Annotated in this window: 19 protein-coding genes; 8 read left to right on the top strand and 11 right to left on the bottom strand. The window is 65.0% G+C overall.

Annotation, left to right across the window (positions count from 1 at the left end; genetic code table 11):
- Nucleotides 1-56: 56 nt before the first annotated feature.
- A complete protein-coding gene (locus tag NLM31_RS22705; protein WP_254131489.1) occupies nucleotides 57-983 on the top strand; it encodes a septal ring lytic transglycosylase RlpA family protein in 927 nt (308 codons plus the stop codon).
- A gap of 10 nt (nucleotides 984-993) precedes the next feature.
- Here NLM31_RS22705 and NLM31_RS22700 read toward each other — a convergent pair whose 3' ends face one another.
- Nucleotides 994-1,950, bottom strand: a complete 957-nt coding sequence (locus NLM31_RS22700) for an alpha/beta fold hydrolase (RefSeq protein ID WP_254193727.1) — start codon at nucleotides 1,948-1,950, stop codon at nucleotides 994-996.
- Between the two features lie 152 nt (nucleotides 1,951-2,102).
- Between NLM31_RS22700 and NLM31_RS22695 the strand changes: the two genes are divergently transcribed.
- The 6 genes from NLM31_RS22695 to NLM31_RS22670 all read left to right on the top strand — a co-directional run bounded on the left by NLM31_RS22695 (nucleotide 2,103) and on the right by NLM31_RS22670 (nucleotide 8,796).
- The gene (locus NLM31_RS22695; protein WP_254193726.1) at nucleotides 2,103-3,365 is read left to right on the top strand and encodes a D-alanyl-D-alanine carboxypeptidase family protein; all 1,263 of its coding nucleotides are present in this window, start codon (nucleotides 2,103-2,105) and stop codon (nucleotides 3,363-3,365) included.
- A gap of 2 nt (nucleotides 3,366-3,367) precedes the next feature.
- The gene (tmk, locus tag NLM31_RS22690; RefSeq protein ID WP_254193725.1) at nucleotides 3,368-4,054 is read left to right on the top strand and encodes a dTMP kinase; all 687 of its coding nucleotides are present in this window, start codon (nucleotides 3,368-3,370) and stop codon (nucleotides 4,052-4,054) included.
- Nucleotides 4,051-5,097, top strand: coding sequence for a DNA polymerase III subunit delta' (locus NLM31_RS22685; RefSeq protein WP_254193724.1), 1,047 nt, complete (start codon nucleotides 4,051-4,053; stop codon nucleotides 5,095-5,097). Before tmk ends, NLM31_RS22685 begins: the two co-directional genes overlap by 4 nt.
- A gap of 107 nt (nucleotides 5,098-5,204) precedes the next feature.
- Nucleotides 5,205-7,196 (top strand): methionine--tRNA ligase, encoded by a 1,992-nt coding sequence (gene metG, locus NLM31_RS22680; protein ID WP_254193723.1) that lies wholly within the window; start codon nucleotides 5,205-5,207, stop codon nucleotides 7,194-7,196.
- Between the two features lie 12 nt (nucleotides 7,197-7,208).
- Entirely contained in the window at nucleotides 7,209-7,985 is a 777-nt protein-coding gene (locus tag NLM31_RS22675) for a TatD family hydrolase (protein ID WP_254193722.1), read from the top strand.
- Between the two features lie 13 nt (nucleotides 7,986-7,998).
- On the top strand, nucleotides 7,999-8,796 hold the full coding sequence (locus tag NLM31_RS22670) for an MBL fold metallo-hydrolase (protein WP_254193721.1): 798 nt from the start codon (nucleotides 7,999-8,001) through the stop codon (nucleotides 8,794-8,796).
- Nucleotides 8,797-8,798: 2 nt separating this feature from the next.
- Here NLM31_RS22670 and NLM31_RS22665 read toward each other — a convergent pair whose 3' ends face one another.
- From NLM31_RS22665 to NLM31_RS22630, 8 genes are all read right to left on the bottom strand, one after another.
- Nucleotides 8,799-10,220 (bottom strand): autotransporter outer membrane beta-barrel domain-containing protein, encoded by a 1,422-nt coding sequence (locus tag NLM31_RS22665; protein ID WP_254193720.1) that lies wholly within the window; start codon nucleotides 10,218-10,220, stop codon nucleotides 8,799-8,801.
- Between the two features lie 278 nt (nucleotides 10,221-10,498).
- Entirely contained in the window at nucleotides 10,499-11,950 is a 1,452-nt protein-coding gene (locus NLM31_RS22660; RefSeq protein ID WP_254193719.1) for an autotransporter outer membrane beta-barrel domain-containing protein, read from the bottom strand.
- 165 nt (nucleotides 11,951-12,115) lie between these two features.
- Complete coding sequence (locus tag NLM31_RS22655; protein ID WP_254193718.1) at nucleotides 12,116-13,765, bottom strand: acyl-CoA synthetase; 1,650 nt, start codon at nucleotides 13,763-13,765, stop codon at nucleotides 12,116-12,118.
- Nucleotides 13,766-13,791: 26 nt separating this feature from the next.
- Complete coding sequence (locus NLM31_RS22650) at nucleotides 13,792-15,675, bottom strand: TRAP transporter large permease subunit (RefSeq protein ID WP_254193717.1); 1,884 nt, start codon at nucleotides 15,673-15,675, stop codon at nucleotides 13,792-13,794.
- Nucleotides 15,676-15,700: 25 nt separating this feature from the next.
- Nucleotides 15,701-16,732 carry a TRAP transporter substrate-binding protein gene (locus tag NLM31_RS22645; RefSeq protein WP_254193716.1) on the bottom strand — a complete coding sequence of 344 codons (1,032 nt, stop codon included), beginning with the start codon at nucleotides 16,730-16,732 and terminating at the stop codon, nucleotides 15,701-15,703.
- A gap of 512 nt (nucleotides 16,733-17,244) precedes the next feature.
- Nucleotides 17,245-17,790 carry a DUF4863 family protein gene (locus tag NLM31_RS22640; RefSeq protein WP_254131477.1) on the bottom strand — a complete coding sequence of 182 codons (546 nt, stop codon included), beginning with the start codon at nucleotides 17,788-17,790 and terminating at the stop codon, nucleotides 17,245-17,247.
- Nucleotides 17,769-18,554, bottom strand: coding sequence for a nitroreductase (locus NLM31_RS22635; RefSeq protein WP_254131476.1), 786 nt, complete (start codon nucleotides 18,552-18,554; stop codon nucleotides 17,769-17,771). The genes NLM31_RS22640 and NLM31_RS22635 overlap by 22 nt, the downstream gene beginning before the upstream one ends.
- On the bottom strand, nucleotides 18,530-19,738 hold the full coding sequence (locus tag NLM31_RS22630) for an ABC transporter substrate-binding protein (protein ID WP_254193715.1): 1,209 nt from the start codon (nucleotides 19,736-19,738) through the stop codon (nucleotides 18,530-18,532). Before NLM31_RS22630 ends, NLM31_RS22635 begins: the two co-directional genes overlap by 25 nt.
- A 228-nt stretch (nucleotides 19,739-19,966) precedes the next feature.
- On the opposite strand from NLM31_RS22630, the gene NLM31_RS22625 reads away from it, so the two are divergent.
- Nucleotides 19,967-20,992 carry a LysR family transcriptional regulator gene (locus NLM31_RS22625; protein ID WP_254131474.1) on the top strand — a complete coding sequence of 342 codons (1,026 nt, stop codon included), beginning with the start codon at nucleotides 19,967-19,969 and terminating at the stop codon, nucleotides 20,990-20,992.
- Here the strand turns inward: NLM31_RS22625 and NLM31_RS22620 are convergent.
- Both NLM31_RS22620 and NLM31_RS22615 read right to left on the bottom strand, forming a co-directional pair.
- Complete coding sequence (locus tag NLM31_RS22620) at nucleotides 20,982-22,640, bottom strand: carboxylesterase/lipase family protein (RefSeq protein WP_254131473.1); 1,659 nt, start codon at nucleotides 22,638-22,640, stop codon at nucleotides 20,982-20,984. The two genes, NLM31_RS22625 and NLM31_RS22620, sit on opposite strands and share 11 nt — an antisense overlap.
- Nucleotides 22,641-22,788: 148 nt before the next feature.
- Nucleotides 22,789-24,492 carry an FAD-dependent oxidoreductase gene (locus tag NLM31_RS22615; RefSeq protein WP_254193714.1) on the bottom strand — a complete coding sequence of 568 codons (1,704 nt, stop codon included), beginning with the start codon at nucleotides 24,490-24,492 and terminating at the stop codon, nucleotides 22,789-22,791.
- Between the last annotated feature and the right edge of the window lie 30 nt (nucleotides 24,493-24,522).

The raw sequence follows: 24,522 nt of genomic DNA, 5'->3' as shown, positions 1-24,522 counted from the left end.
CGCCCCCGCAGGCAAGCGGGTTGGGTCCGCCTCCGGCGAAATGGTATTTGGGGCGAATGGGGATCCGACGGTCAGATTCGGTGGTGCGGGCCGCGCGCAGTGTTGCGGTGGTCGCCAGCTGCCTAGCGCTCGCCAATTGCGCCTCGTCCAACAAGTTCGCCAGCCGGGTCGATCCCAAATACGGCGTGTCCTCGAGCCCGCGAGTCGTGGCCTGGGGCGATCCGGTCCCCAAGGGCGGCGGCACCTATCGCGTCGGCAAGCCTTATGTGGTCGCGGGCCGGACCTACGTGCCGGAGGAGGACGTCAACTACCGCGCCGAGGGCATGGCGTCCTGGTACGGCGACGATTTCCATGGCCGCCAGACCGCCAATGGCGAAGTGTTCGACATGGGCTCGCTGACGGCGGCGCATCCGACCCTGCCGATGCCGTCCTATGCGCGGGTGACCAATCTCTCGAACGGCAAGTCGCTGATCGTCCGCGTCAATGACCGCGGGCCCTATCATGGCAACCGCCTCATCGACGTCTCGAACAAGGCTGCCGAACTGCTTGAATTCAAAGGTAATGGCGTCGCCAGGGTTCGCGTCGAATATGTCGGCCGGGCGCCGCTCGAAGGCTCCGACGACCGCCAGCTGATGGCGACCTTGCGCACCGGCGTTCCGGCGCCGTCGCCCTCGATGGTCCGGGTCGCCTCGGCCCGGCCGTTCGTTCCGGAGCTGACGTCGAGCCGCGGCGCCATCCGTGGCGATGTCCCGATGCCGGAGGGGCGGCCCTATAGCCTCGGCAACACCTCGACTGACGTCGCCTCGATCAACGCGACCTCGGAAATGTCGGCCTCGAGCCGCAGCCGGGGCCGGGCGCTCCAGAATGCGCGCCAGGTGTCCTATGACGAGGACGGCCGCTATGCCGCCGGGAGCGGTCCGGCCGCCGCCGATGACGGGGCATCCGAGGCCCGCAGCATCCTGACCGGCCGCGGCCTTTACTGACGGCCGCGCATTAGCGCGAAGTCGCCTCACGCAGGAATCTGATCAGCGCGGCGTTGACGTCGTCCGGCCGCTCCTGCTGCACCCAGTGGCCGGCACCGTCGATGATCAGCTTTCGCGTGAGATTGGGCAGCACGCGCTCGAGCTCGTTGACGCGCTTGGCGCCGATCAGGCCGGTGATCACGGCGTCCTGCGCACCAGCGATGAAGAGGGAGGGCTGCTGGATCTGCGCGTTCTGCCAGGGCGCGGTCAGCTCCCAATTGCGGTCGAGATTGCGATACCAGTTCAGCCCGCCGCGGAATCCCGACTTGCGGAAGCTCTCCGTGAACTGGGCGAGATCGTCCTCGCTCAGCCACGCCGGCAGTGGCTCGTCTGCGCTGGCGCGACCGAGAAAGCCCTCGCCCCCCTGCACGAACATCGCGGCGTTCGGATCGGCAAGCCCGCGGCCGCCGAGCACGATGCGCATGGTGCGGGCGACGTCATGCTCGAACTCGGCCTCCGCGACACCAGGCGCCTGGAAGTATTGCCAATAGAAATTGGTGATGCCGCCCTGGCGCAGGAGTTCGAGCGGCTTGCCGCGTCCGCGGAACGGCGGTGGCACGCTCAGGCCAGCGACGGCCGTGAAGATATCCGGACGAAACAGAGCCGAGTGCCAGGCGACCGGCGCGCCCCAGTCATGGCCGACCACCATCGCCTTGGTGGCACCAAGCGCCTGGACCAGGCCGACCACATCGCCGACGAGTTCGAAGATCGAATAGGCGGTCGCGTCAGGCGGCGCCGCGCTCTCGCCGTAACCACGCATGTCGGGGGCCACGACGTGGAAGCCGGCATCGGCGAGCGCCGGGATCTGGTGTCGCCAGGAATAGGATAATTCCGGCCAGCCATGGCACAGCACGACCAGCGGCCCCTGGCCGGCCTCACGGATGAAGAGGTCGATCCCGTTGGCCTTGATCACCCGGGTGGTGGACATCGCTTTTCCGCCTTGTTTCAGGGGTTTGGTCAGGAAATATCAGGTGCCACGATAGGGATGCGACGAGAATCGTGCAATCTCGGGGCACGCGCCGATCCTCGTGTTGTTCGCACCGGTTCCAGCTGTTAGAACGCCGCTCTCAGGGCTTCGCCATGGCATTTCGTCTCATCTCGCTCCGTCATACCGGATTCACGGCCGGAGCACTGGCGCGCGGGCTGGTCGCGGCGACTATTGCGGTGAGCCTCAGCTGGGGCGGCGTGATCTACGCCGCCAACCAGAGCGTCCAGGGCGCCAAGAAGACCGAAGATACCGGCTTCGATGGCGATGCCCCCACCGCGATCCTGATCGAGGCCTCCAGCGGCAGCGTGCTGTTCGAGAAGAACGCCGACGAGCTCCGCGCCCCCTCCAGCATGATGAAGCTCGTGACCGCGGAAGTCGTCTTCAACGCGATCAAAAAGGGCGACGTCAAGCTGACCGACGAATACCGGATCAGCGAGAACGCCTGGCGCAGGGGCGGCGCGCCCTCCGGCGGCTCGACCATGTTCGCAGCCATCAACAGCAAGGTCTCGGTCGACGACCTCCTGCATGGCGCGATCATCCAGAGCGGCAACGACGCCTGCATCGCGCTCGCCGAAGGCATCGCGGGCAACGAGCGGATCTTCGCCTCCGATTTCATGACCAAGCGCGCCCGTGAGCTCGGCATGACCAAGTCGACCTTCGCCAACTCCAACGGTTTGCCCGATCCCGGCAACAAGATGACGGTGCGCGAGCTCGGCATGCTCGCCCGGCACATCATTCTGGACTTCCCCGAGTTCTACAAACTGTTCGGCGAGAAGGAGTTCACCTGGAACAAGATCCGCCAACCCAACCGCAATCCGCTGCTCAATTCGATGGAGGGCGCCGACGGCCTGAAGACCGGCTACACCAAGGAAGGCGGCTACGGCATGGTCGGCTCGGCCGTGCAGAACGGCACGCGACTGATCGTCGTCGTCAACGGGCTTGAGGACATCGAAGATCGCGCCACCGAAGCCAAGAAGATGCTGGAATGGGGCTTTCGTAATTTCGAGACCCGCACGCTGATCGCGGCCGACCAGCAGGTCGGCTACGCCAAGGTGTTCGGTGGCGAGAGCCGCTCGGTGAAGCTGGTCGCGAAAGAGCCGGTGAAGGTGATGGTGCACAAGAGCGGCGGCGACAAGCTGATCGCACGCGTGGTCTATAACGGCCCGGTGCGCGCGCCGGTCCAGGCCGGCCAGCAGGTTGGCGTGGTCAAGGTCTGGCGCAGCGGCAATATCGCGGTGGAGACGTCGGTCTATGCGGCCGAGGCGATCGGTACCGGCTCGACCATGCGGCGCGCGATCGATGGTGCCAGCGAGCTCGTGATCGGCATGTTCCGCGCGGGCGCCGAGAAGCTCTGATCATGAGTGAGAGCACGGGACAGCGTCCGTCCGGACGCGGACGCTTCATCACCTTTGAGGGCGGCGAGGGGACCGGCAAATCGACCCAGATCAAGAAGCTCGCCGACCGCCTCGGTGCGGCGAGGCTCCGCACCATCGTCACGCGGGAGCCTGGTGGCTCGCCGGGTGCCGAGATCATGCGCCATCTGGTGCTGTCAGGCATGGGCAAGCTGCTTGGTCCCGAAGCCGAGACGCTGCTATTCGCGGCCGCCCGCGACGACCATGTCCGTACCGTGATCGAGCCCGCGCTCAAGCAGGGCGTTTGGGTCCTCTGCGACCGCTTCGCCGACTCGACGCGGGCCTATCAGGGCAGCCTCGGCAGCGTGCCCGCCGGGTTGATCAATGCCATGCAGCGGGTCACGATTGGCGATCTCAAGCCGGACCTCACCATCATCCTCGACTTGCCGGTCGAGATTGGTTTGGCACGCGCAGCGGCGCGGCGCGGCAGCGGCACGCCCGACAGGTTCGAGGGCGAGAAGCTCACCTTCCACCAGGGTCTGCGCGAGGCCTATCGCAAGATCGCCTCGGACGAGCCTGCGCGCTGCGTGCTGATTGACGCCAATTCCGATCCTGACACGGTAGCCGGACGGGTCTGGACCGCGCTACGCGACCGTCTCCTGCCGACGCCTGCATCGGTGGTCTCAGTATGAGCCCGCGTCAGGTCGAGCGTGAATCCGCCATTCCGCATCCGCGCGAGACAAGCCTTCTGTTCGGCCATCGCGAGGCCGAGATCGCGCTGCTGACCGCCTACCGCAGCGGGCGGATCCCGCATGCCTGGTTGATCGGCGGACCGCAAGGAATCGGCAAGGCAACGCTGGCCTATCGCATGGCGCGCTTCGTGCTCGCCCACGGCCAGCCGCTGTCGCCTGCCGTGCAGAGCGCCGAGGACCTCGCGATCGATGCAGATGACACTGTGGCGCGGCAGGTGGCGGCAAGCTCGCATGGCGGCTTGCTGACACTGGAGCGGACCGCGAACGACCGCGGCGTGATGCGCACTGTCATTACCGTGGACGAGACACGTGAGACGATCTCGTTCTTCGGCTCGACGGCGGCGGCAGAAGGCTGGCGCGTCTGCATCGTCGATACGGTCGACGAGCTCAATCCCAACGCGGCGAACGCGCTGCTGAAAATCCTCGAGGAACCGCCGCAGCGATCGCTGTTCCTGCTTGTCAGCCACGCGCCCGCGCGGGTGCTCGCCACGATTCAGTCGCGTTGCCGCAAGCTGCGTTTGCGGTCGCTGACGACCGACGAGGTCATTCGCGCAGCCGCCACGGCCGCCGATCTCGCTCCGACCGATCTGGCTTTGCGCGAGGCCGCGGAGGCCTCCGAAGGCAGCGTCGCACGGGCACTGACCCTGCTCGGCGGTGATGCGCTGAAGCTCCAGCAGCGCACGGCGGCGCTGCTTTCACGTCTGCCGCAAGTGGATCCGCGCGAATTGCATACGCTCGGCGAATCCCTTGGCACCAGCGACCGCGTCGCGCTTGCGGCCTTCATCGACGGCATCGATCGCTGGATCGCGGAACGCCTCCATTCCGACGAGGCCAATGCCAACCAGAACCTGCCGCGCCTTGCGCGCCTAGCTGAGGTATGGGAAAAGATCGTCCGCGCCGCGCGCGACACCGAAACCTATAATCTGGAGCGAAAGCCCTTGGTTTTCTCGGTGTTCGGCTGGCTGGCGGACGCAACGCGCTAGAGCATGATCCGGAAAAGTGTGCAGGTTTTCCGAGAAGACCATGCTCAGAACAATAACCGAACCCAAATTCGTTTCCAAATTTCGAGAAGCCGGTAAAGGAATTCGTCGTGGCAACACGAGCTAAGAAAACCGCCAAGGGCAAGAGCAGCAAGAAGAAGGCTTCCAAGAAGGCCGCGAAGAAGGCTGTGAAGGCGCTCGCGCGCAAAGCTGCCAAGAAGGTCAAGAAGACCAAGAAGGCGGCCGCCAAGAAGGGCGTGAAGAAGGGCGCGACGAAGACGGCAAAGAAGGTCGGCAAGAAGGCTTCGAAGAAGCAGGTCGTCGCCAAGAAAGCCGTGACAAAGCAAGCTGCCAAGAAGCCCGCCAAGGCTCCGGCGAAGAAGGTGGCCAAGAAGGCGAGGGCGAGCGCGCCCGCCGTGATGTCCGCTCCGGTCGCCGCGCCGGCGCCTGTCGCCACACCGCCAAAGACTGTGAAGCCCAAAGTGTCGAAACCGAAGGCGCCGCCTGCGCCGAAGCCGGTGGCTGCGCCGAAGGCGGCCGCGCCCGTAGCGGCGCCCGCGCGCGACAACGTTTTCTACATCACCACCGCCATCGCCTATCCCAACGGCGTTCCGCATATCGGTCACGCCTATGAGGCGATCGCCACCGATGTGCTGGCGCGCTTTGCGCGGCTCGACGGCAAGGACGTGTTCTTCCTGACCGGCACCGACGAGCACGGCCTGAAGATGGTCCAGACCGCACAGAACGAGGGCCTGACGCCCGCCGCGCTCGCGACCCGCAACGCCGCCCGCTTCAAGGAGATGGACGAGCGGCTCAACGTGTCGTTCGACCGTTTCATCCGTACCACCGAAGAGCAGCACCATCGCTCGACCCAGGAGATCTGGCGTCGCATGGAGGCGAACGGCGACATCTATGCCGATACCTATTCCGGCTGGTACTCCGTGCGCGACGAGGCCTACTACGCCGAGGACGAGACGCGCCTGAACGACGACGGCGTGCGGCTGGGACCGCAGGGCACGCCGGTCGAATGGGTCGAGGAGAAGAGCTATTTCTTCCGCCTCTCGGCCTATCAGGACAAGCTGCTCAAGCTCTACACGGATCGCCCTGATTTCATCGGACCGGACTCCCGCAAGAACGAGGTGGTGAGCTTCGTCAAGGGTGGCCTGCGCGATCTCTCGATCTCGCGCACCACGTTCGACTGGGGCGTCAAGGTGCCCGGCGACGAAGAGCACGTGATGTATGTCTGGGTCGATGCGCTGACCAACTACATCACCGGCGTCGGCTTCCCCGACGAGAGCGACCAGAACTGGCGCTACTGGCCGGCCGACGTGCACATCATCGGCAAGGACATCATCCGCTTCCACGCCGTGTACTGGCCCGCATTCCTGATGTCGGCCGGCATTCCCGTGCAGAAGCGGGTCTATGCTCACGGCTTCCTGTTCAACAGGGGCGAGAAGATGTCGAAGTCGGTCGGCAACGTCGTCGATCCCTTCAACCTCGCCGACCAGTATGGCGTCGACCAGATGCGCTATTTCTTCCTGCGCGAGGTGCCGTTCGGCCAGGATGGCAACTACAACCATGAAGCCATCGTCGCGCGCATCAATGCCGATCTCGCCAACGATCTCGGCAATCTCGCGCAGCGCTCGCTGTCGATGATCGCCAAACAGCTCGGCGGCGTGTTGCCCGAGCCCGGCGAGTTCAGCGACAACGACAAGGCGATCCTGGCGATGGCCGACGGCATGATCGCGGCCGGCCGCGAAGCGATGTCGACGCAGCAGATCCATCAATGGCTCAACGCCGTGTGGGCGGTGGTCGCGGAAGCCAACCGCTATTTTGCGGGCGAGGCGCCGTGGGCGCTGGCCAAGACCGACCCGGCGCGGCAGAAGACGGTGCTGTATGTCACCGCCGAAGTCGTGCGCCAGATCGCGATCCTGGCCCAGCCGGCGATGCCGACCGCATCGAGCTTGCTGCTCGACAGCCTTGGCATTCCCGCAGGCGAGCGCGACTTTGCGATGCTTGGTGGTGCCAGGCGGATCGCGCCCGGCTCGACACTGCCGGCGCCGACGCCGGCGTTCCCGCGCTACATCGAGCCGGCGGCCTGAGGCGTTCGCACGATGCTGGTCGACAGTCACTGCCATCTGGATTTTCCGGACTTTGCGGAGGATCTCGACGGGATCGTGTCTCGTGCCCGCGCGGCCGGGATCGGCCGCATGGTCACGATCTCGACGCGGGTGCGAAAGCTCGATCAGCTTCTCGCCATCGCCGGGCGCTACGACGACGTCTATTGTTCGGTCGGTACCCATCCGCACAATGCGGACGAGGAGGACGGCATTTCGCCGGACGAGCTGATCGCGCTGACGCAGCATCCGAAGGTCGTCGCACTCGGCGAAGCCGGGCTCGACTATTTCTACGACGACGGCTCGCCGGAGGCACAGGCGAGGGGTTTTCGTGCCCACATCGCCGCGGCCCGCGTCACCGGCCTGCCGCTGGTGATCCACACCCGCGAAGCCGACGAGGATTGCGCCCGCATCCTGGAAGAGGAGGCGGCGAAGGGGTCGTTTCGCGCGGTGCTGCATTGTTATACCGGCGGGCGCGAGCTGGCGCTGAAGGCGGTGTCGCTCGGCCTCTATATCGGCTTTACGGGCATCCTGACCTTCAAGAAGTCGGATGCCTTGCGTGCGCTTGCGGCCGAACTGCCGTCCGACCGTATTCTGGTTGAAACAGACTCGCCCTACCTTGCGCCGGGCAAGTTCCGGGGCAAGCGCAACGAGCCTGCCTATGTGGTCGAGGTCGCCAAGGTACTGGCCGAGACGCGCGGCGTGTCGCTCGAAGAGATTTCACACCAGACCAGCGAAAACTTCTTCCGCCTGTTCTCCAAGGTGAAAGCTTGAGGTTCTGAATCGCATGACGCTGACGCTGACGATCCTGGGCTGCGGCTCCTCCGCCGGCGTGCCGCGTCCGGCCCTCGGCTGGGGCGCTTGCGACCCCAACAATCCCAAGAACCGCCGCCGCCGTTGCTCGCTGCTGGTCGAGCAGACATCACACCACGGCACCACGCGCATCGTGATCGACACCTCGCCGGACCTGCGCGAGCAGTTGATCTCGACCGATGTCGATCATATCGACGCAGTGTTCCTGACGCATGAACATGCCGACCAGACCCACGGCATGGACGATCTGCGCTCGGTCGTGATCCACATGCGCAAGCGCATTCCGGTCTATTTCAATCAGTCGACCGCCAAGGACATCATGGCGCGGTTCTCCTACTGCTTCATCTCGCCGGAGGGCAGCGACTATCCGCCGATCCTCAACCGGCATTCGATCGAGGCGGGCGGGAGTCAGATTATCGGCGGCAAGGGCGGGGACGTGACCATGACCGCCTTCCTGGTCCAGCACGGCAACATTCCGGCGCTGGGCTATCGAATCGGCAACGCGGCCTACACGCCCGATCTCAACGACATCCCGCGCGAGAGTTGGGGGGCCTTGGAAAACCTCGATCTCTGGATCGTCGACGGCCTGCGCTACACCCCGCATGTCAGCCATTTCAGCATCGACGACGCGCTGTCCTGGATCGAGCGCTTCAAGCCGAAGCGTGCCGTCATCACCAACATGACGGCCGACGTCGATTACGAGGTGATCCGGCAGAAGCTGCCTTCCGGCGTGGTGCCGGCCTATGACGGACTGCGGCTGGAGACGAACTAGCCTTACCAAGTGTAGCGGACTACGGCCTTGCCGGTATAGGCGCGCACCAGGCTCGACAGCTCGCTGTCGAAGTTCGCGCTCGCCGACCAGCCGTTCAAGCCGCGCAGCTCGAGGGCTACGCCAGTCAGTGCCGAGTTAGGTGCAAGCGCCGTGGTTCCGATCACGAAGCCTTGGCCGGCCCCCTGGCCGGAGAACGCCTGAAACACCGCTGGCAAAGACTGCGTTGCGCTGAAATCATGCGCCCAGGCCAGACGTCCTCGCAGATCGAAGAGGCTGCCAGCGAGCACGAACGAGGTGCTCGTGCGCAGGCCGAGCTCGCTGCGGCTGTCGGTAAAGCTGTTGCTGTTGCTGGAGGGCGCCCTGGACGGATCGGCAGCGTCAGCCAGCTGACCGGCGCTGGCAGCGAGGCGGAACATGGTGACCTGGCCGGCTGCGTAAGGCGTGATGCCGAACCATGGCATCGCAATCCGGTAGCCGCTCTCGATGCGGCCCGAATAGGCGTTGGCGTTGACGGCCGGGGAGAGCTGGTCGCTGCCGGCCGGCGTGACCTGATGATCACTGGTGATGGCCTGCCAGCCATAGGCCAGCGCGGTCGCGACATAGGCCGCGCCGATGGAGTGCCTGATGAAAGTGCCGGCCTGGAACAGGTCAGAGCGGCCGCTTGAGAAATTATTGGCAAAGCCGGTGCCGCCGCCGGCAAGCGCAAAGCCCATCCGCGTCTGTGGTGAGAGCGAATAATCCGCGCCCACGGCGGTGGCGAAGCTGCGGGCCGACGAGCCGTTGCCATCGGTTGCGGTCTGCGATCCGCCGAAGCCTGCGGCCCAGATGCTCCAGTGCGGAGCCGCAAGTGACGGCTTGCCGTAGATCGCCTCATACGCATCGCGCCCGATGCCGCCGTGCGTGCGGTCATTGCCGAGATCGGCGTAGGCAGAGAGCTCCGAGTCGAACTCGGGCCGCCCGATGCCGCGTCCGTCGATGGCTGGATCAAGAAGGGTCTGCGTGAATTGCGTCATCGCCAGGAACGTGGCTTGCGCCGCATCGGTCTGTGACGAAGCAGCGGAGCCGCCGCCAAACGCCTGCCGCATGCCGAATCGGCCTGCGCCGGCGAGCCCTGGTGGCTCTCCGTTCCAGCCGTAGTTCGGCTGCATCCCCGAGGCGCCGTTATTGCCACTGCCGTACGGCGCGCCGCCAAAGCCAGACATCGGCGGTGGGGCGCCGAACATCGCGCCGCCCGTGCCAGCAAAATTGTTGCCACCACCAAAATTGCCGAAGCTGCCGGGTGCATTCGGACTGGGCATACCAAAATTCTCGGAAACGGCGAAGCCGCCGTACTCACGCATGGCTTGCGCGTCCGCCGCGCGCGGCAGAAACAATCCAGCCGTCAATAGCAGCAGCGCCAGACGCGCACGCACGTCTGTGCTCACGACAGCAACCGCATGAAGCGCCCCAACCGCGCCGGTCGCCAGCCGCGCAGCCTGCACGGCGAATCAGGTGGAATCAGCGAATCCGACGGGAAGGAAACGTAAATGCGTCTCTAACGTTTTCCAATCTTTTCCTGTCGTGTCTCGATGTCGTCAAACATGCGCGATTCATTTCAGGGCGAATTCCGATCGCCGCAAACGCAACTCCGCGCTTCTACGGGCATGTCAGACTGGCAATGGTCGCCGTGATGCCGGCTTGGGGCCAAATACCCGCTGCGGCCTCACCAAGCATAGCGCATGATGGCCTTGCCGGTGTACGACCTCACTTGGCTTGAGAGTTCGCCGTCGAGGGTTGCGGCCGCGGCCCAGCCGTTCAGCCATTTCACTTCGATGGTGCCGCCCGCGAGCGTCGAATTCGGTGCCAGCGCCGCGCCGCTTGCGACGTAACCGAGCCCCGGCAGCGCCTGGAAAGCAGCGGGCAGAGTACCGGCAGCAGTGAAATCATGCGCCCAGGCCACACGCGCCCGAACATTCGCGATGCCATCGTCAAGCGCGAAGGATGTACTGGTACGCAAGCCCAGTTCGCTCCTTCTATCGTTGATGCGATCACTGCCGAAAGCCGTCGCAACGGCGTTCGCAACATAGGCTGGCAGGTTGAAGGTCATGAACTGCCCGGCGGCATAGGCGGTCACGCCGGGCCCTGGCGTGGCGAAGCGATAGCCGCTCTCAATGCGGCCGGAATAGGCATCGGCATTGAACGCAGCGTTGAGCTGATCGATGCCCGGGTGATCGCTGGTCATCGCCTGCCAGCCATAGGCGAGGGCCGTGGCGACATAGGCCCGCCCGACCGTGTGGCGGACGAACGCGCCGGCCTGGAACAGGTCGGAGCGGCCGCTTCCAGCACTGCCGGTGAAATTGGTGCCGCCGCCAGCCATTGCGAAGCCCAGCTGCGTTTGCTGCGAGAGCGAGTAATCGGCGCCGACCACAGTTGCAAAGATGCGGCTCGATGAGCTGGAGCCAGGCGCAGCGTTGCTGCTCGAGACCTGCGAGCCCAACCCCGAGGCCCAGACGTTCCAATGCGGCGCGTAAGACGAGCCGGTGAAGGGCAGCTTACCGTAAAAGGCCGCATAGACATCGCGCCCGACACCGCCGCGCGTTCGATCAGACTCAGACGGTGCCGCCGCATAGGCCTCAAGCGCCTGATCGACGGGCCCCGCACCGGCTCCGCGGCCGTCGATCGCGGGGTCGAGCAGAGTCTGCGTGAACTGCGTCATCGCCAGGAACGTGGCCTGTGCGGTTTCGGCCTGCGACAGCACCGCAGGGCTCGAAGGCGACAACGCAGCGGCGGCGCCAACGTTCGCCGTAGCGGTCGGCGCGCCGGCAACAGTTGCGACGCTCGGCTGACTGGTCACGGTATTGCTGGCAGGAGCAGGCGAGCTCGTGCCACTGCTGGCCGTCACGCTGTTGCTGGACGCGGCCGAAGCAACAGAAGCCGGACTGGCGAGCGCGGTACTCAAGGTTGTTGCCGTCAACGGCTGCGACGATGGCGCCGGACTAGCGGCCGTCACACTCGTCTGCGTTGTTTGCGACGGAGCCGAAGGAATGGCGCTCTGGGTCGGCGGAGACGCGCTGGCAGGCACCTTCGCCGGGGCTTGCGCGTTGGCGCTACCGGGTAGCAGTCCGATCATCAATAGCGGCGCGAGACGCAAAAATGCGCCGTCGCGCGAGATCAATCGCATCAACCGCCCCAACCGTACCGGTCGCCAACCGCGCGGCGCATCGTTCAGGAATCGACGAACCCGGTGCGATGGAACCGTAAGGGCGGCGCCACCTTTTTCAAATCTTTTCCCGTTATGTCCGGGGTTTCACGGGAATCCGACCCGGTCGTCGCAGATCAATCAGGCCGTAATCGCCTTGGCCGAGCCGACCTCGTTGCGCAGCAGGAATTTCTGGATCTTGCCCGTCGACGTCTTCGGGATCGGCCCGAACACGACCGCCTTCGGGGTCTTGAAGCCGCTCATTTGCGTGCGGCAGAAGGCGATGATATCGGCCTCGCTCGCGCTCGCGCCGTCCTTGAGCTCGACGAAGGCGCAGGGCACTTCGCCCCATTTCGGATCGGGCTTCGCGACCACGGCGGCGAACAGCACGGCCGGGTGCTTGTAGAGGACGTCCTCGACCTCCACGGACGAAATGTTCTCTCCGCCTGAGATGATGATGTCCTTGGAGCGATCCTTGATGGTGACGTAGCCGTGCTCGTCGAGCACGCCGAGATCGCCGGTGTGAAACCAGCCGCCCTCGAAGGCTTCCTTCGTCGCCTTCTCGTTCTTGAGGTAGCCCTTCATCACGATGTTGCCGCGGAACATGACCTCGCCGATGGTTTCTCCATCGCGCGGCACCTCCTGCATGGTCTGCGGATTGATGACCGTGACGCCTTCCTCGAGCGGGTAGGGCACGCCCTGCCGGCGTTTCATTTTCGCGCGTTCGGGGGCGGGAAGCTCATCCCAGCCGGGCTGCTCGGCGCAGACGGAGGCGGGACCGTAGACCTCGGTGAGGCCATAGACGTGCGTGAGCTTGATGCCGATGCTTTCGGCGCCTTCGAGCACGGCGACGGGCGGCGCAGCGCCGGCGATCAGGCCGACCACGCGGCGGGCGGCACCGCCCTTCGGCGCGTCCGGCGCATTGATCAGCGTGTTGTAGACGATCGGCGCGCCGCACATGTGGGTGACACCGTGCTGCTTGATCAGCTCGAAGATCTTGGTCGGCTCGACCTTGCGGAGGCAGACATTGATGCCGGCGGCCGCCGCCAAGGTCCAGGGAAAACACCAGCCGTTGCAGTGGAACATCGGCAGCGTCCAGAGATAGACCGGATGCTGACCGAGATTGCCGGCAAGGATGTTGCTGACCGCATTCAGATAGGCGCCGCGATGATGGGTGACGACGCCTTTGGGATTGCCCGTGGTGCCAGAGGTGTAGCTCAGCGCGATCGCATCCCACTCGTCCTTTGGCAGGATCGCCGCAAAATTCGGATCGCCTTGCGCGACGGCGGCTTCATATTCGAACTCGCCGATGCGCTTGCCGCCCTTAAACGAGGCATCATCGACGTCGATTACGAACGGCTTTGGCCCGCTCATTTGCGCCAACGCATCGGTGATCACGCCGGAAAACTCGGGGTCGACAAGGATGATCTTGGCGCCGCCATGATCGAGCTGGAACGCGATCGAGGGCGCATCGAGGCGGATGTTGAGCGCATTGAGCACGGCGCCCGTCATGGGCACCGCGAAGTGGGCCTCGTTCATCGCCGGAATGTTCGGCAGCATCGCCGCGACGGTGTCGCCGACGCCGATGCCCTTGCCGGCGAGCCAGGATGCAAAGCGCTTGCAGCGCTCATGCGTCTGAGCCCAGGTGAAGCTGCGGCCCTCATAGACCGTGCTGACGTGATCCGGATACACCGCGGCGCTACGCGCGAGGAAGCTCAGCGGCGACAGCGGCACGTAGTTGGCGGGGGTCTTGTCGAGGCCGATATTGTACTGGTTCTGCTGATCGCTCATCGACACCCTCCATGACGCCGCGCGGTTTACAGGAATCCGATCGAGATCCAGGGGAAGACCGCGACGATGATCAATCCCACCAGCAGCGCCAGCAGATAGCCCCAGATCGGTCTGATGCCTTCGGCCGGATCGACCCGTCCGATGGCGCAGGCGGCATAATAGCCGACGCCGAACGGCGGGGCGAATAGCCCGATGCCCATCGCCAGGATGATGATCATGGCGTAGTGCACCTCGTGCACGCCGACGAGCCGGGCGATCGGAAACATCAGCGGTCCGAACAGAACGATTGCCGGGATGCCCTCCAGCACGCTGCCGAGGATCACGAAGGCCAGGATGGAGACGGCGATGAAGGTGGCGGAGCCGCCGGGCAAGCCGGTCATGGACGCCGCCAGCGCGCGCGAGAAGCCGGACTGGGTCAGGCCCCAGGCCATGCCGGTCGCAGTCCCAATGATCAGCAGGATGGCGCCGGACAGGCACGCGGTCTCGATCAGCATCGGCAATAGCCGCCGCCAGTCGAATTGCCGGTAGATCAGGAGCCCGATGACCAGCGCGTAGACGATTCCGATGGTCGAGACTTCGGTGGCGGTCGCGATGCCTTCGACCACGGCGTAACGGATGACAAAGGGCAGGGCCAGGGCAGGGATGGACACCACGAACGCGCGCGCAATCTCGCCCGACGTTGCACGGGTGACGTGACTCAGGTCCTCGCCGCGGTAGCGCCACCACACCAGTCCCGACAGCGTCAGCGCCAGCACGACGCCCGGCAGCAGGCCGCCGGTGAACAGCGCGGAGATCGATACGCCCGTGACCGAGCCGATGGTGATCAGCACCAGGCTCGGCGGAATGGTTTCGGTCTGGGCGCCGGTTGCCGCGAGCAGGGCGACGAGATCGCCCGGCTTGGCGCCGCGCTGCTTCATTTCCGGAAACAGCACGGGCGCAACGGCCGCCATATCAGCCGCCTTGGCGCCCGAAATGCCTGAGACCAGGTACATCGCGCCGACCAGCACGTAATGCAGGCCGCCGCGGACATGGCCGAGCAGGCTCGCCAGAAACGCCACCATGGCCCGCGCCATGCCGGTCATCTCGATCAGGAGCCCCAGGAACACGAACAGCGGCACCGAGAGCAGGATGAGGTGGCTCATGCCCTCGTCCATCCGTCCGACCAGCACCATCAGCGGCGTCCGCGTGGTCAGCGCCAGATAGCCGAAGATCGCCAGCCCGAAAGCAAACGCGATCGGCACGCCCGCGAACACGCAGAGGCCGACCACGCCGACGAAGAAGATGATGAGATTGAGATTGCCGAGCGGCTTGAGCAGCGGCTGGGCGAACCAGAACAGCGCGATCAGCACGACGACCGTGGCGGCGGCCGCCAGCAGCGTCCTGATGTCGCCGACGCGGAGCAGCCGCAGCAGCGCGAACAGCACCATCAGGCAGATGCCGACCGGCAGCGCCGCAGCGCGCCAGGTATTGGAGATCTGCAGCGCCGGCGTGGTGATGAAACTCTCTTCGTAGGCGTATTCATAGGCCGGGTGCACGATCAGCAGCAGGAATGCCAGCGCCGCGCAGGTCGCGACCACGTCGAGATAAGCCCAGAGCCTGGGGCCGGCGCTCGCGACCAGCGCCGTCATCCGCATGTGCTCGCTGCGGCGGAATGCGACCGCGGAGCCCAGCATCGCCAGCCACAGGAACAGCATCGAGGCCAGCTCGTCCGACCACACCAGCGGCGCATGCAGCACGTAGCGCGAGACCACGCCGGCGAACAGGATCACGACCTCGGCGACGACAAGGATCGCCGCCGGGATCTCGACCAGCCATTTCAATGCATGCTCGATCGCGCCGAGCACAGGCCGGCGGCGAGGGGGTGTTGCCACCTCGCCGGCCACGGCTGGCGTCATGTCGACATGAGCCATGGCGAGGCCCCTATTGCTTGGTACGTTACGACAGCTTGCCGACGGACTTTTCGAGCAGATCCCAGGCCTTGTCGCCGTACTTGCCCTTCCACTCGGCGTAGAAGCCGGCGGCGCGCAGCTTGTCACGGAACGGCCCGACCTCGGGCTGGTTGAACGTGAGGCCCTTGCCGGCGAGCTCCTGCCTGACGCTGATATTAAGCTTCTCGGTGTCCTCGCGCTCCTTGACGGCGGCCGCGTTGACGTTCTTGGCGACGATGGTCTTGATGTCGTCCGGCAGCGCCGCCCAGGCGCGGCGGTTCATCAGGAACCAGAAGCCGTCCCACATGTGGTTGGTCAGCGAGCAGTATTTCTGGACCTCGTAGAGCTTCGCCGTCGAGATCAGGGCCAGCGGGTTCTCCTGGCCTTCGACGATCTTGGTCTGCAGGGCCGAATAGACTTCGGCGAAATTGATCGAGGCGGGCGAGGCGTCGAACGCCTTGAACATCGAGGTCCACAGCGGCGACACCGGCACGCGGATCTTGAAGCCCTTGAAATCGTCCGGGCCGTTGATCGGCTTGGTCGAGGACGTGGTCTGGCGGAAGCCGTTGTCCCAGATCTTGTCCATGACCTCGAGCCCGGCCTTGTTGATCTCGCCGCGGACATAGGCGCCGAGCTCGCCGTCCATGGCCTTCCAGACCGTGGGGTAATCCGGGAACGCAAAGCCGATGCCGTTGATCGAGGCCGCCGGCACCAGGGTCGCCAGGATCAGGCCGGACAGCGTGAAGAACTCGACGCCGCCGGAGCGCACCTGGCTCAGCATGTCGGTGTCGGAGCCGAGCTGGCTGTTCGGAAAGACCTGGAGGTCGAACCGGCCGTTGGTCTCGGTCTTGATGGCCGCCGCCATCTCACGGGCGCGCGCCACGAACGGATGCGACTCAGGCAGGTTGTTGGCGAACTTGTAGGAGAACTCGGCGGCCTGGGCACGGGCCACATAGGGCGCGCTGACGCCGCCAAAGACGGCGGTCGCGGCGGAGGCCTTGAGAAGCGTGCGGCGGGAAAAACGCGTCGAAAAGACCATGGGTCTGCTTCCTCGGAAGTTTGTTCTTGTTGTGAGATGCAAACCTATACGGACGTCTGGTCAGCAGTCATCTGCGATCTCGCGAAGCTCGCTTATTGCAGCCGGACAAGGTCGCGGCAATATCGGCTTTCGGCAGATGGGTCGGATTCGAAAAGGCGAAAACAACCCCATGCACAGTAGCCGTCAGGAGCTGCGGCGACGACCGATGGGTCGGCTCGAAAATCGGCTGCAGCGAAGGCGTGGTGTCAGGAACTTCGTCTAAATAACTGATCTAATTTGATATAAATATATTCCATAATATACCTTATGCGAATTACGGATATGGCTGTCCCGGATCGGGTGCGATCCGGCGTCGCGTCGCCGAAACGCCTCCTCTTCGACCACAGCCTGCCTCGCAGGCCGTGGCCAGCGCGACGCATCGTCGCCGCGCGGGCCTGTCCTTACTTTGATGGGGTTGCTTCGAAACCGATGGCGCCGGCGAACGGCGTCATCCGGGATCGTCCGGCGGGTGATCAGGACGGTGCGGCGAAGTCGTAGGAGATGCGTCCGGCGGGCAGATAGAACAGCGCGATGACGGCGCCGCCGCGGACCTCGGGATAGTGCCGGCTGCCGGGATCGGGCGCCGTCCAGCCGGGCCCCTGCCAGCCCTGCAGTCCCTTCAGCTCGGCGCCCTTGTCCAGGGGCACGACCAGGTTCAGCTCCCCATACGGATGGCCGTGATACTGCCCACGCAGCACGTCATGGTCATGGTCGTCCTCGTCCTTGAAGCGGCGTGGATCGGCGCTGTTCATGTAGACGGCCGTGATGCTGAACTGGAACGTGTCGGGCGTGGGCTCCAGGATGCGGCTGCGCCGGTAGTTCGGACCATCGACCTCCTGGTTGGCTGCCCAGCCTTCCTCGACGCCGCGCTTTATCAGGCGGGCCAGGTCCTGGTAGAGCTGGCTGTCCTCGCCATATCTCTCGTTGAGCCACCGCTCCATCTGCGCGCCGGGCGTCATGTCCTTGACCTCGCGCAGGAACGGAATGCTGCTCTGAATCAGGTCCTCTCGGCTTCCCATGGCCGTGTCCTTTCTGTTTCGGTTGCACACTGGTCTTCGAACCCCGCGAACGCGGCGAAGTCGGCGATGTCCGCGCGCGGCATCAGCCTGCCCCGCGACCCGTCCCTGGCACGGCCGATCGAGATGCCGCACACCACCATTTGCTCCGCCGGGATCTGCAGCAGCGGGCGCAGGATCCGGTGATATTTCGAGAACGTCTCCTGCGGACAGGACTGCAGCCCGTGGCCTGCCGCCGCCAACAGCACGTTCTGGACGAACATGCCGAGGTCGAGCCAGCTCCCGACCTGCAGGCGCCGGTCGATTGTGACGATCAGTCCGACGGGCGCGCCGAAGAACGCGTAATTCTTGGCCGTCTGCGCGCTTCTGGCCTCGGCATCGGTTTGGGCGATGCCGAGCGAGCCGTAGAACAATCGGCCGAACTCCTGCCGTCGCTGCAGGTAGGGTTCGGGCAGGTCGCTGGCATAGTAGCGGTATTCCGACACGTGCGCGTCGCGAGCGGTTTCGTGGGCTTCGTGGAGCGCCGCCGACACCCGCTCCTTGGCGTCGCCCGCCAGGACGTAGACGCGCCAGGGCTGGATGTTGGCGCCGCTCGGCGCGAACCGCGCCACGCGCAGAATCTCTTCGATGATCCCTCGCCCGACCGGCGCGCCCGAGAAGTCGCGGCATGCAAAACGGCTTGCGATGATCTCGTCGATGCGGCTCTGGGCCGCCAAGCCTTTGCCGACGACGCCTTGGCCGATCATGACTTCTTGGGGAATGGACATCCGCCCTGCTCCATCGGCCGGAAAGCTTCGTCTCCCGGGATTGTCGCCAGCAGCTCGTAATAGTCGAACTTGTATCTCGATTGCGCGGGCGCCTTGACGCGAAACAGATACATGTCGCGAACCAGCCGGCCGTCGTCGCGGATCCGGCCGTTGCGGGTCATGAAATCGTTCACGGGCATTGCGCGCATCGTGGCGGCGACGGTTGGCCCATCCAGCGTGCCCGCCGCCTGGACGGCTTTCAGGTAGTGCATGACCGCGCCATACGTGCCGGCATGGATCATGGTCGGGACCTTCTGGGTCTTCGCGATGAAACGCCTGGACCACGCGCGCGTGTCGTCGTTGAGGTCCCAGTAGAACGCCGAGCTCAGCATCAGGCCCTGGGCGCTCTGGAGTCCGAGACTGTGAATGTCGGCGATGAAGACGAGCAACCCGACAAGCTTCTGCCGCTCCGTGATGCCGAATTCACCGGCCTGCTTGACGGCGTTGATGAAGTCGCCGCCGGAATCGGCGAGCGCGATCACGTCCGCCTTCGAGGACTGCGCCTGCAGCAGGAAGGATGAGAAGTCGGGCGTGTTGATCGGATGTTTGGCTGCTCCAGCCACCTTGCCGCCCATGGCGTCGATGACCTTGCGGCTGTCGGCTTCGAGCTGGGCTCCGAGGGAGTAGTCGACCGAAATGAAGTACCAGGAGTTTGCGCCGAGACGCGACATCGCCTTCGTCGTTCCCTGCGACAGCGCGTAGGTGTCGTAGGTCCAGTGGATCCCGGTCGGCGAGCATTCGTCGCCGGTGAGGCGGGACGTGGCGGCGCCGGTGGCGAGGAACAGCTTCTTCTTGTCGCGCGTGATGCCCTGCACGGCCAGTGCGACGGCAGAGTTCGGCACATCGAGAATGACCTCGACATTCTCATTCTCGAGCCAGCGCCGGGCGATGGTCGCTCCCACATCGGCCTTGTTCTGGTGATCTCCCGCGACGATCTGGATGGGGCGCCCGAGCACCTGACCGTTGAAATCGTCGACGGCCATCTGCGCCGCAACCACCGAGCCCTGACCGCCATTGTCGGCGTAGAGCGAGGACATGTCGGTCAGGACGCCGAGCTTCACCGGACCGTCCTGCGCAATGGCCGGCGCCGTCAACAGCGCCAGTGCTACTCCGACAACTCCGATCGATATCCCGCAGGATGTCATGGCCCGTCTCCTCCAAATCCGGCGCCGGGATCATGACGGGATCGCGCAATTGCGGAAGTGAAACTCTTGCAGAGTGATCCTGAACCACCTTCAGTTTGGCGCCACGCGCGGCCCGGCGTCGCGGTCCCGGCGCCCTGCTCGGTTGCGTCGGCTGGCCGTCTGGCCTTAACTGGACAAGATCGCAGGTACGCAACGGGCGCGCGATCCGCCTGCGATGGTGTGCTGCTCGTGGCTGTTTCCTTCAAGACCCTGGACCTGAACCTGCTCAAGGTCTTCGATGCCGTCATGGAGGAGCGCAGCGTGCTGCGGGCGAGTCAGCGGGTGGCTCTCAGTCAATCCGCCGTGAGCCATTCGCTCGCCCGGCTCCGCGAGATGCTGGAAGACGATCTGTTCGTGCGCACCGCGACCGGCATGCAGCCGACCGCGCGCGCATTGACGATGGCGCCGCAGGTTCGCGAGGCCCTGCGATCGCTCGAGGTGGCGGTCGAACTGCCGAGCTTCGTTCCGTCCGCCTCCACCAGGCAGTTCACCCTGGCCGCCAACGACTTCACCACGATGGTGCTGGCCTCACCGCTCCTGAAGATACTCAGGCACGAGGCGCCGGCGGTCGACCTGATGATCAAGCCGGTGACGCGGATCGACCTCGCCGAGCAGATCGACCTTGGCCGCATCGACGTTGCGATCGGCGTCTTCTCGGATCCGCCGAGCCGATTCCGGACGTCGCTGTTGTTCGAATATGACGACGTGCTGATCGTGGGCGGAAAGCGCAAGCTCGGCCGGATCGACAATGCGGCTCTGGCGCGCATGCCGCTCGTCGTTGTCTCCTTCGGCGGCGAGCAGGAAGGAGCGATCGGAGGCTTCATCTCCGAGCGCGGCCTCGCCAGGCGATCGGAAATGTACGACCGCGCGGCGCTCGAACGGGCATTGTCCGAAAGCGATCGGCCACCGCGAATAGCAGTTTCGCTGCCGCATTTCCTGGCCCTGCCCGCTTTGCTCGCGGACTCGGAATTGGCGGCCATCGTTCCGCGGCCATTGGCGCGGGCGTTCGCGCGCGCGCATGCCATCACAACGTACGAGCTGCCCTACGCCACGACCCCGGTCGAGGTCCGGCTGTTGTGGCACGAACGCATCGCGGGCGAGCCGTCGCACGACTGGCTCCACGACATCCTCAGGCGCGCGACCGAGGACCTCAGGAACGAGCGGCCGCCTCTCGAGCAACGGAGTCCCCGGCGTAAGGGGCGGGTCACTCGCTGACGCCGTAGAACGTCATCTGATAATCGTGGAACAGCGCGTTGCGGCGTTCGGCGGTCGTGCCTGTATACGGCGAGGCGTTGGTCGCGCCGGTCGATGTCTCGTTGAATGACATGTAGGTGCCGTTGTTGGAACGGCTGGCCTTGGGCCAGGCCGGCAAGCCCTCTCCGTTGGGATCGCCCGTCTTGACGAAATTGGCCCACATCGAGGAGGCCTGCTCGGCCAGCTCGAAATCATAGGGCGCCCACGGGCGTTGGCCGGGCTCGTTGCGAAGCGAGTTGAAGGTGTACCAGAGGTCGGACGAATGCCACGCGCCGTAATATTCGCGATCGCGTCCGGGCGTCGGGTGGTTGAAGTAGAAGACGTAGACCTTGCTGGACGGGTTTCGGGCCGTGAGAAGCGAGCCCGCGATCCGGTTTTGCTCGAGCAGCAGGTCGGCCTGGGCCTTGAGGTGCTGGCGGTAGGCGTCGCGTTCGGTGGACGCCGGGTACAGCTTCTCGAACGCATATTTGGCGTACAGCTGTTCGCCCAGCAGCTTTTTCCAGTAGGCATGGAAGGCCGCAATCTCCATGACCTTGTCCGGCGCACCGTCGAGCGCGGTCCGCTCGTCGGCGACCGTGCCGACGATGACATCAACGCCGTTGAGGGCGCCCTCCTTCGTCAGGTCGACCGAGTCCGTGGTCAGGACGTGACCGTCGATGACCGCGTACATGTTGCTGGTTGCGCCATACATGGCGTCGATCCTGGCCGGATCCTTGTAGAACTCTTCGGCCGGCAGCTTCCTGAGATCGTCGAGGCTCTTGCCGGGAAAGAGCTTCTCGAAGACCGGTCCGGCCGCGGTCGTCTTGTCCGCAAGCGTGACGTAGTTCGGCTTTCCCGGCTGCGCCATCACGGTGGGGCTCGAGTGCATGATCGCGCGCTGGAACAGGCCCTTGGAGAGCGGCGTGGACATGACGCTTCTGACATTGCGCGATCCCGCCGATTGCCCGGCAATGGTCACCTTGCCGGGGTCACCGCCGAACGCGCCGATGTTCTTGTGCACCCATTTCAGCGCCTCCACGGCGTCGAGGATCGCAAAGTTTCCGGCGCCCTCCTCCTTCATTCCGGGCAAAGCGAGGAAGCCCATGATGTTCAGGCGATAGGCGGCCGAGACGACGATGATACCCTTGGCGGCGAGCTTGGCCGCGTTGAACTCGACCTCGGAATTGTTGCCGTGGCGGTTGCCGCCGCCGTGGTAGTACACCATCACCGGAAGCGCCGCGCCGGCAGGTTTTGCCGGCACCCAGATGTTCAGATAGAGGCAGTCTTCGCTGTCTTTGGGATCCTTCGCCGGGTCCCAATAATATTCATTGAAGTAGAACGTGCCCGGCGGATTGGCGCTGGCGAGTTGGGTGCACCGGTTTGGCCACGCGCCGCTGTCCTTGACGCCCGACCAGGGCACCACGGGCTGAGGTGACTTCCAGCGGTTGCCGCCCACCGGAGGTGCTGCGAACGGCACCGCTTTGTAGATGGAAACTCCGGCGACATCGGATGCGACACCGCGGATTTGCCCGCCCTCCACGGCGATGGCGGCATCGGGTGTCTGCGCCATGGCGGGCGAAACGGTCAGTCCCGCCACAGCCACTACGGAAAGCATCCTGCTGAGCTTCATGGTTTCCTCCGCGCGGCCATCGGTCGTGGCCGATGGCTCTCTTGTCGATTTGCGGACTACATTGGACGAGTGCAGGCCCGAGCACTAATGCCGTATCGGAATGATTTGAGAACAAAACGGCATGTCCGAGAGACCGCAACGACGTGCTTTAGCGCGGTGGCGGATCGATAAATCTGCGCAACGTTCCCGCAGCATCCATCGCGGCGCACCAGCCGAATACGATCGCTGGGCCGATCATCGTGCCAGGTCCGGGGTACGTTCCGCGAAAGATCGAGGATGCATCGGTGCCGACCGCGTAGAGCCCGGATAAGCTCTCGCCGTCGCGAGACAAAACCCGGCCTCGTGAATCCGTGCGCAAGCCGGCGCTGCTGGCGAGGTCCGACGGCCAGACGGCCACCGCATAATATGGCCCTGGCCCGATCCGTCGCAGGCATGGGGTCGGCTTGCCCTTGGGATCGCCATTGAACCGATTCAGTTCGCTGGCGCCCCGGCCGAAGTCTTCGTCGATCCCGGTTTCTGCAAAGCCGTTGTACCGCTCGACTGTCTGCGCGAGCCGGTCGGGGTCCACGCCGATCTTGCGGGCCAGGGCCGCGACGGTGTCGCCTTCCATCAGATATCCGGCCCCCAGGAAGCCGCTCAAATTCCTGGTCCCGGGGTGAACCAACCCGAGGCCAAAATCCCTGATGAAGGCACGGTCGCAGATCAGGAAAGCAGGTGTCGTTGACTCTGCCGACGCGTTCGAGCGCAGCATCGCGGCGACGAAGTCGTGGTAGGAATCCGCTTCATTCACGAAGCGGCGCCCCGATTTGTTCACGGCCAGCAGTCCCGGCTTGGCCCGATCGAGCATGATGTGCGGGAAGACCGAGACATGACCGTCGGCCTGCGCCATCACCGAGCTCGGCATCCACAAGGCCGGGCTTTCGAGGTCGCGCTCGATCACGGCATTGGCACGCTCGGCCGCCAAAAGGCCGTCTCCGGTGTTGGATGAGGGCACAAGGGAAAAGCGCCGCGCCGCCTCCGGAAACAGACGCTCCCGAAGCTCACGGCTCCAGCCGATGCCGCCTGTCGCCAGCACCACGCCCTTGCGGGCGCGTATGGCCACCTCTCCGCTTGGAGACGACAGCACGGCACCGGCGATGTCGTCGCCTTCACGGATGATCTCGCGAAGTGCTGTCCCAAATCGCAAGTCGACGCCGGTGCGACGGACACTGTCGAACAGTCTCGCGACGAGCGCATTGCCCATGATCAGGCGCGTCCCGCGCTTGTAGCTCAGCCGATCCAGGGCATGGCGCGTAAGGAGGCTGGCGACGTGCTTGACGTTTGCCCAGTTACGGAAGGGCGCCAGCAAGGGCGGAATGTCCGCCTTTCCGACCATCATGCCGCCGAGAACCATGAACTCCCGGCGCGGCGGCCTGACCCGGGCAAAGTCTCGGCCTAGCCGGCGGCCGTCGAACGGAAGTGCCCCAAGGGCACGCCCACCGATCGCGGCGCCCGGTAGGTTCTTGTAGTCGGGATGGACCGGCGGCGCCGCGAATTGCACGCTCGTCTTCTGCTCGAGATAATCGAGCACGATCGGGCCTGCCTTCAGGAACATGTCCAGGCGTTCGTCCGTCGCGTGCGCGTCGAGCATCGCGGCGAGATAGGTGCGCGCGGCCTCGACCGTATCAGGCGTGCCCGCGCGCTGTCCCTGCCGGTTGCCCGGAATCCAGACGGTCCCGGCGGAGGTTGCGGTCGTGCCGCCCACCATGTCCGACTTTTCGCAAAGGATGACATCGAGTCCCTCGAGGGCACCGACCAACGCGGCGGTCATGCCGGCCGCACCGGCGCCGACGACCAGCAGATCGGTCTTCACGTCAAAGGAGCGATCGCCTTGCGGCATCCG

This window comes from Bradyrhizobium sp. CCGUVB4N (genome assembly GCF_024199945.1).
Taxonomy (GTDB): Bacteria; Pseudomonadota; Alphaproteobacteria; order Rhizobiales; family Xanthobacteraceae; genus Bradyrhizobium.
Note: the sequence above shows the minus strand (reverse complement) of the source record. Positions and strands in the feature narration are given on the sequence as shown.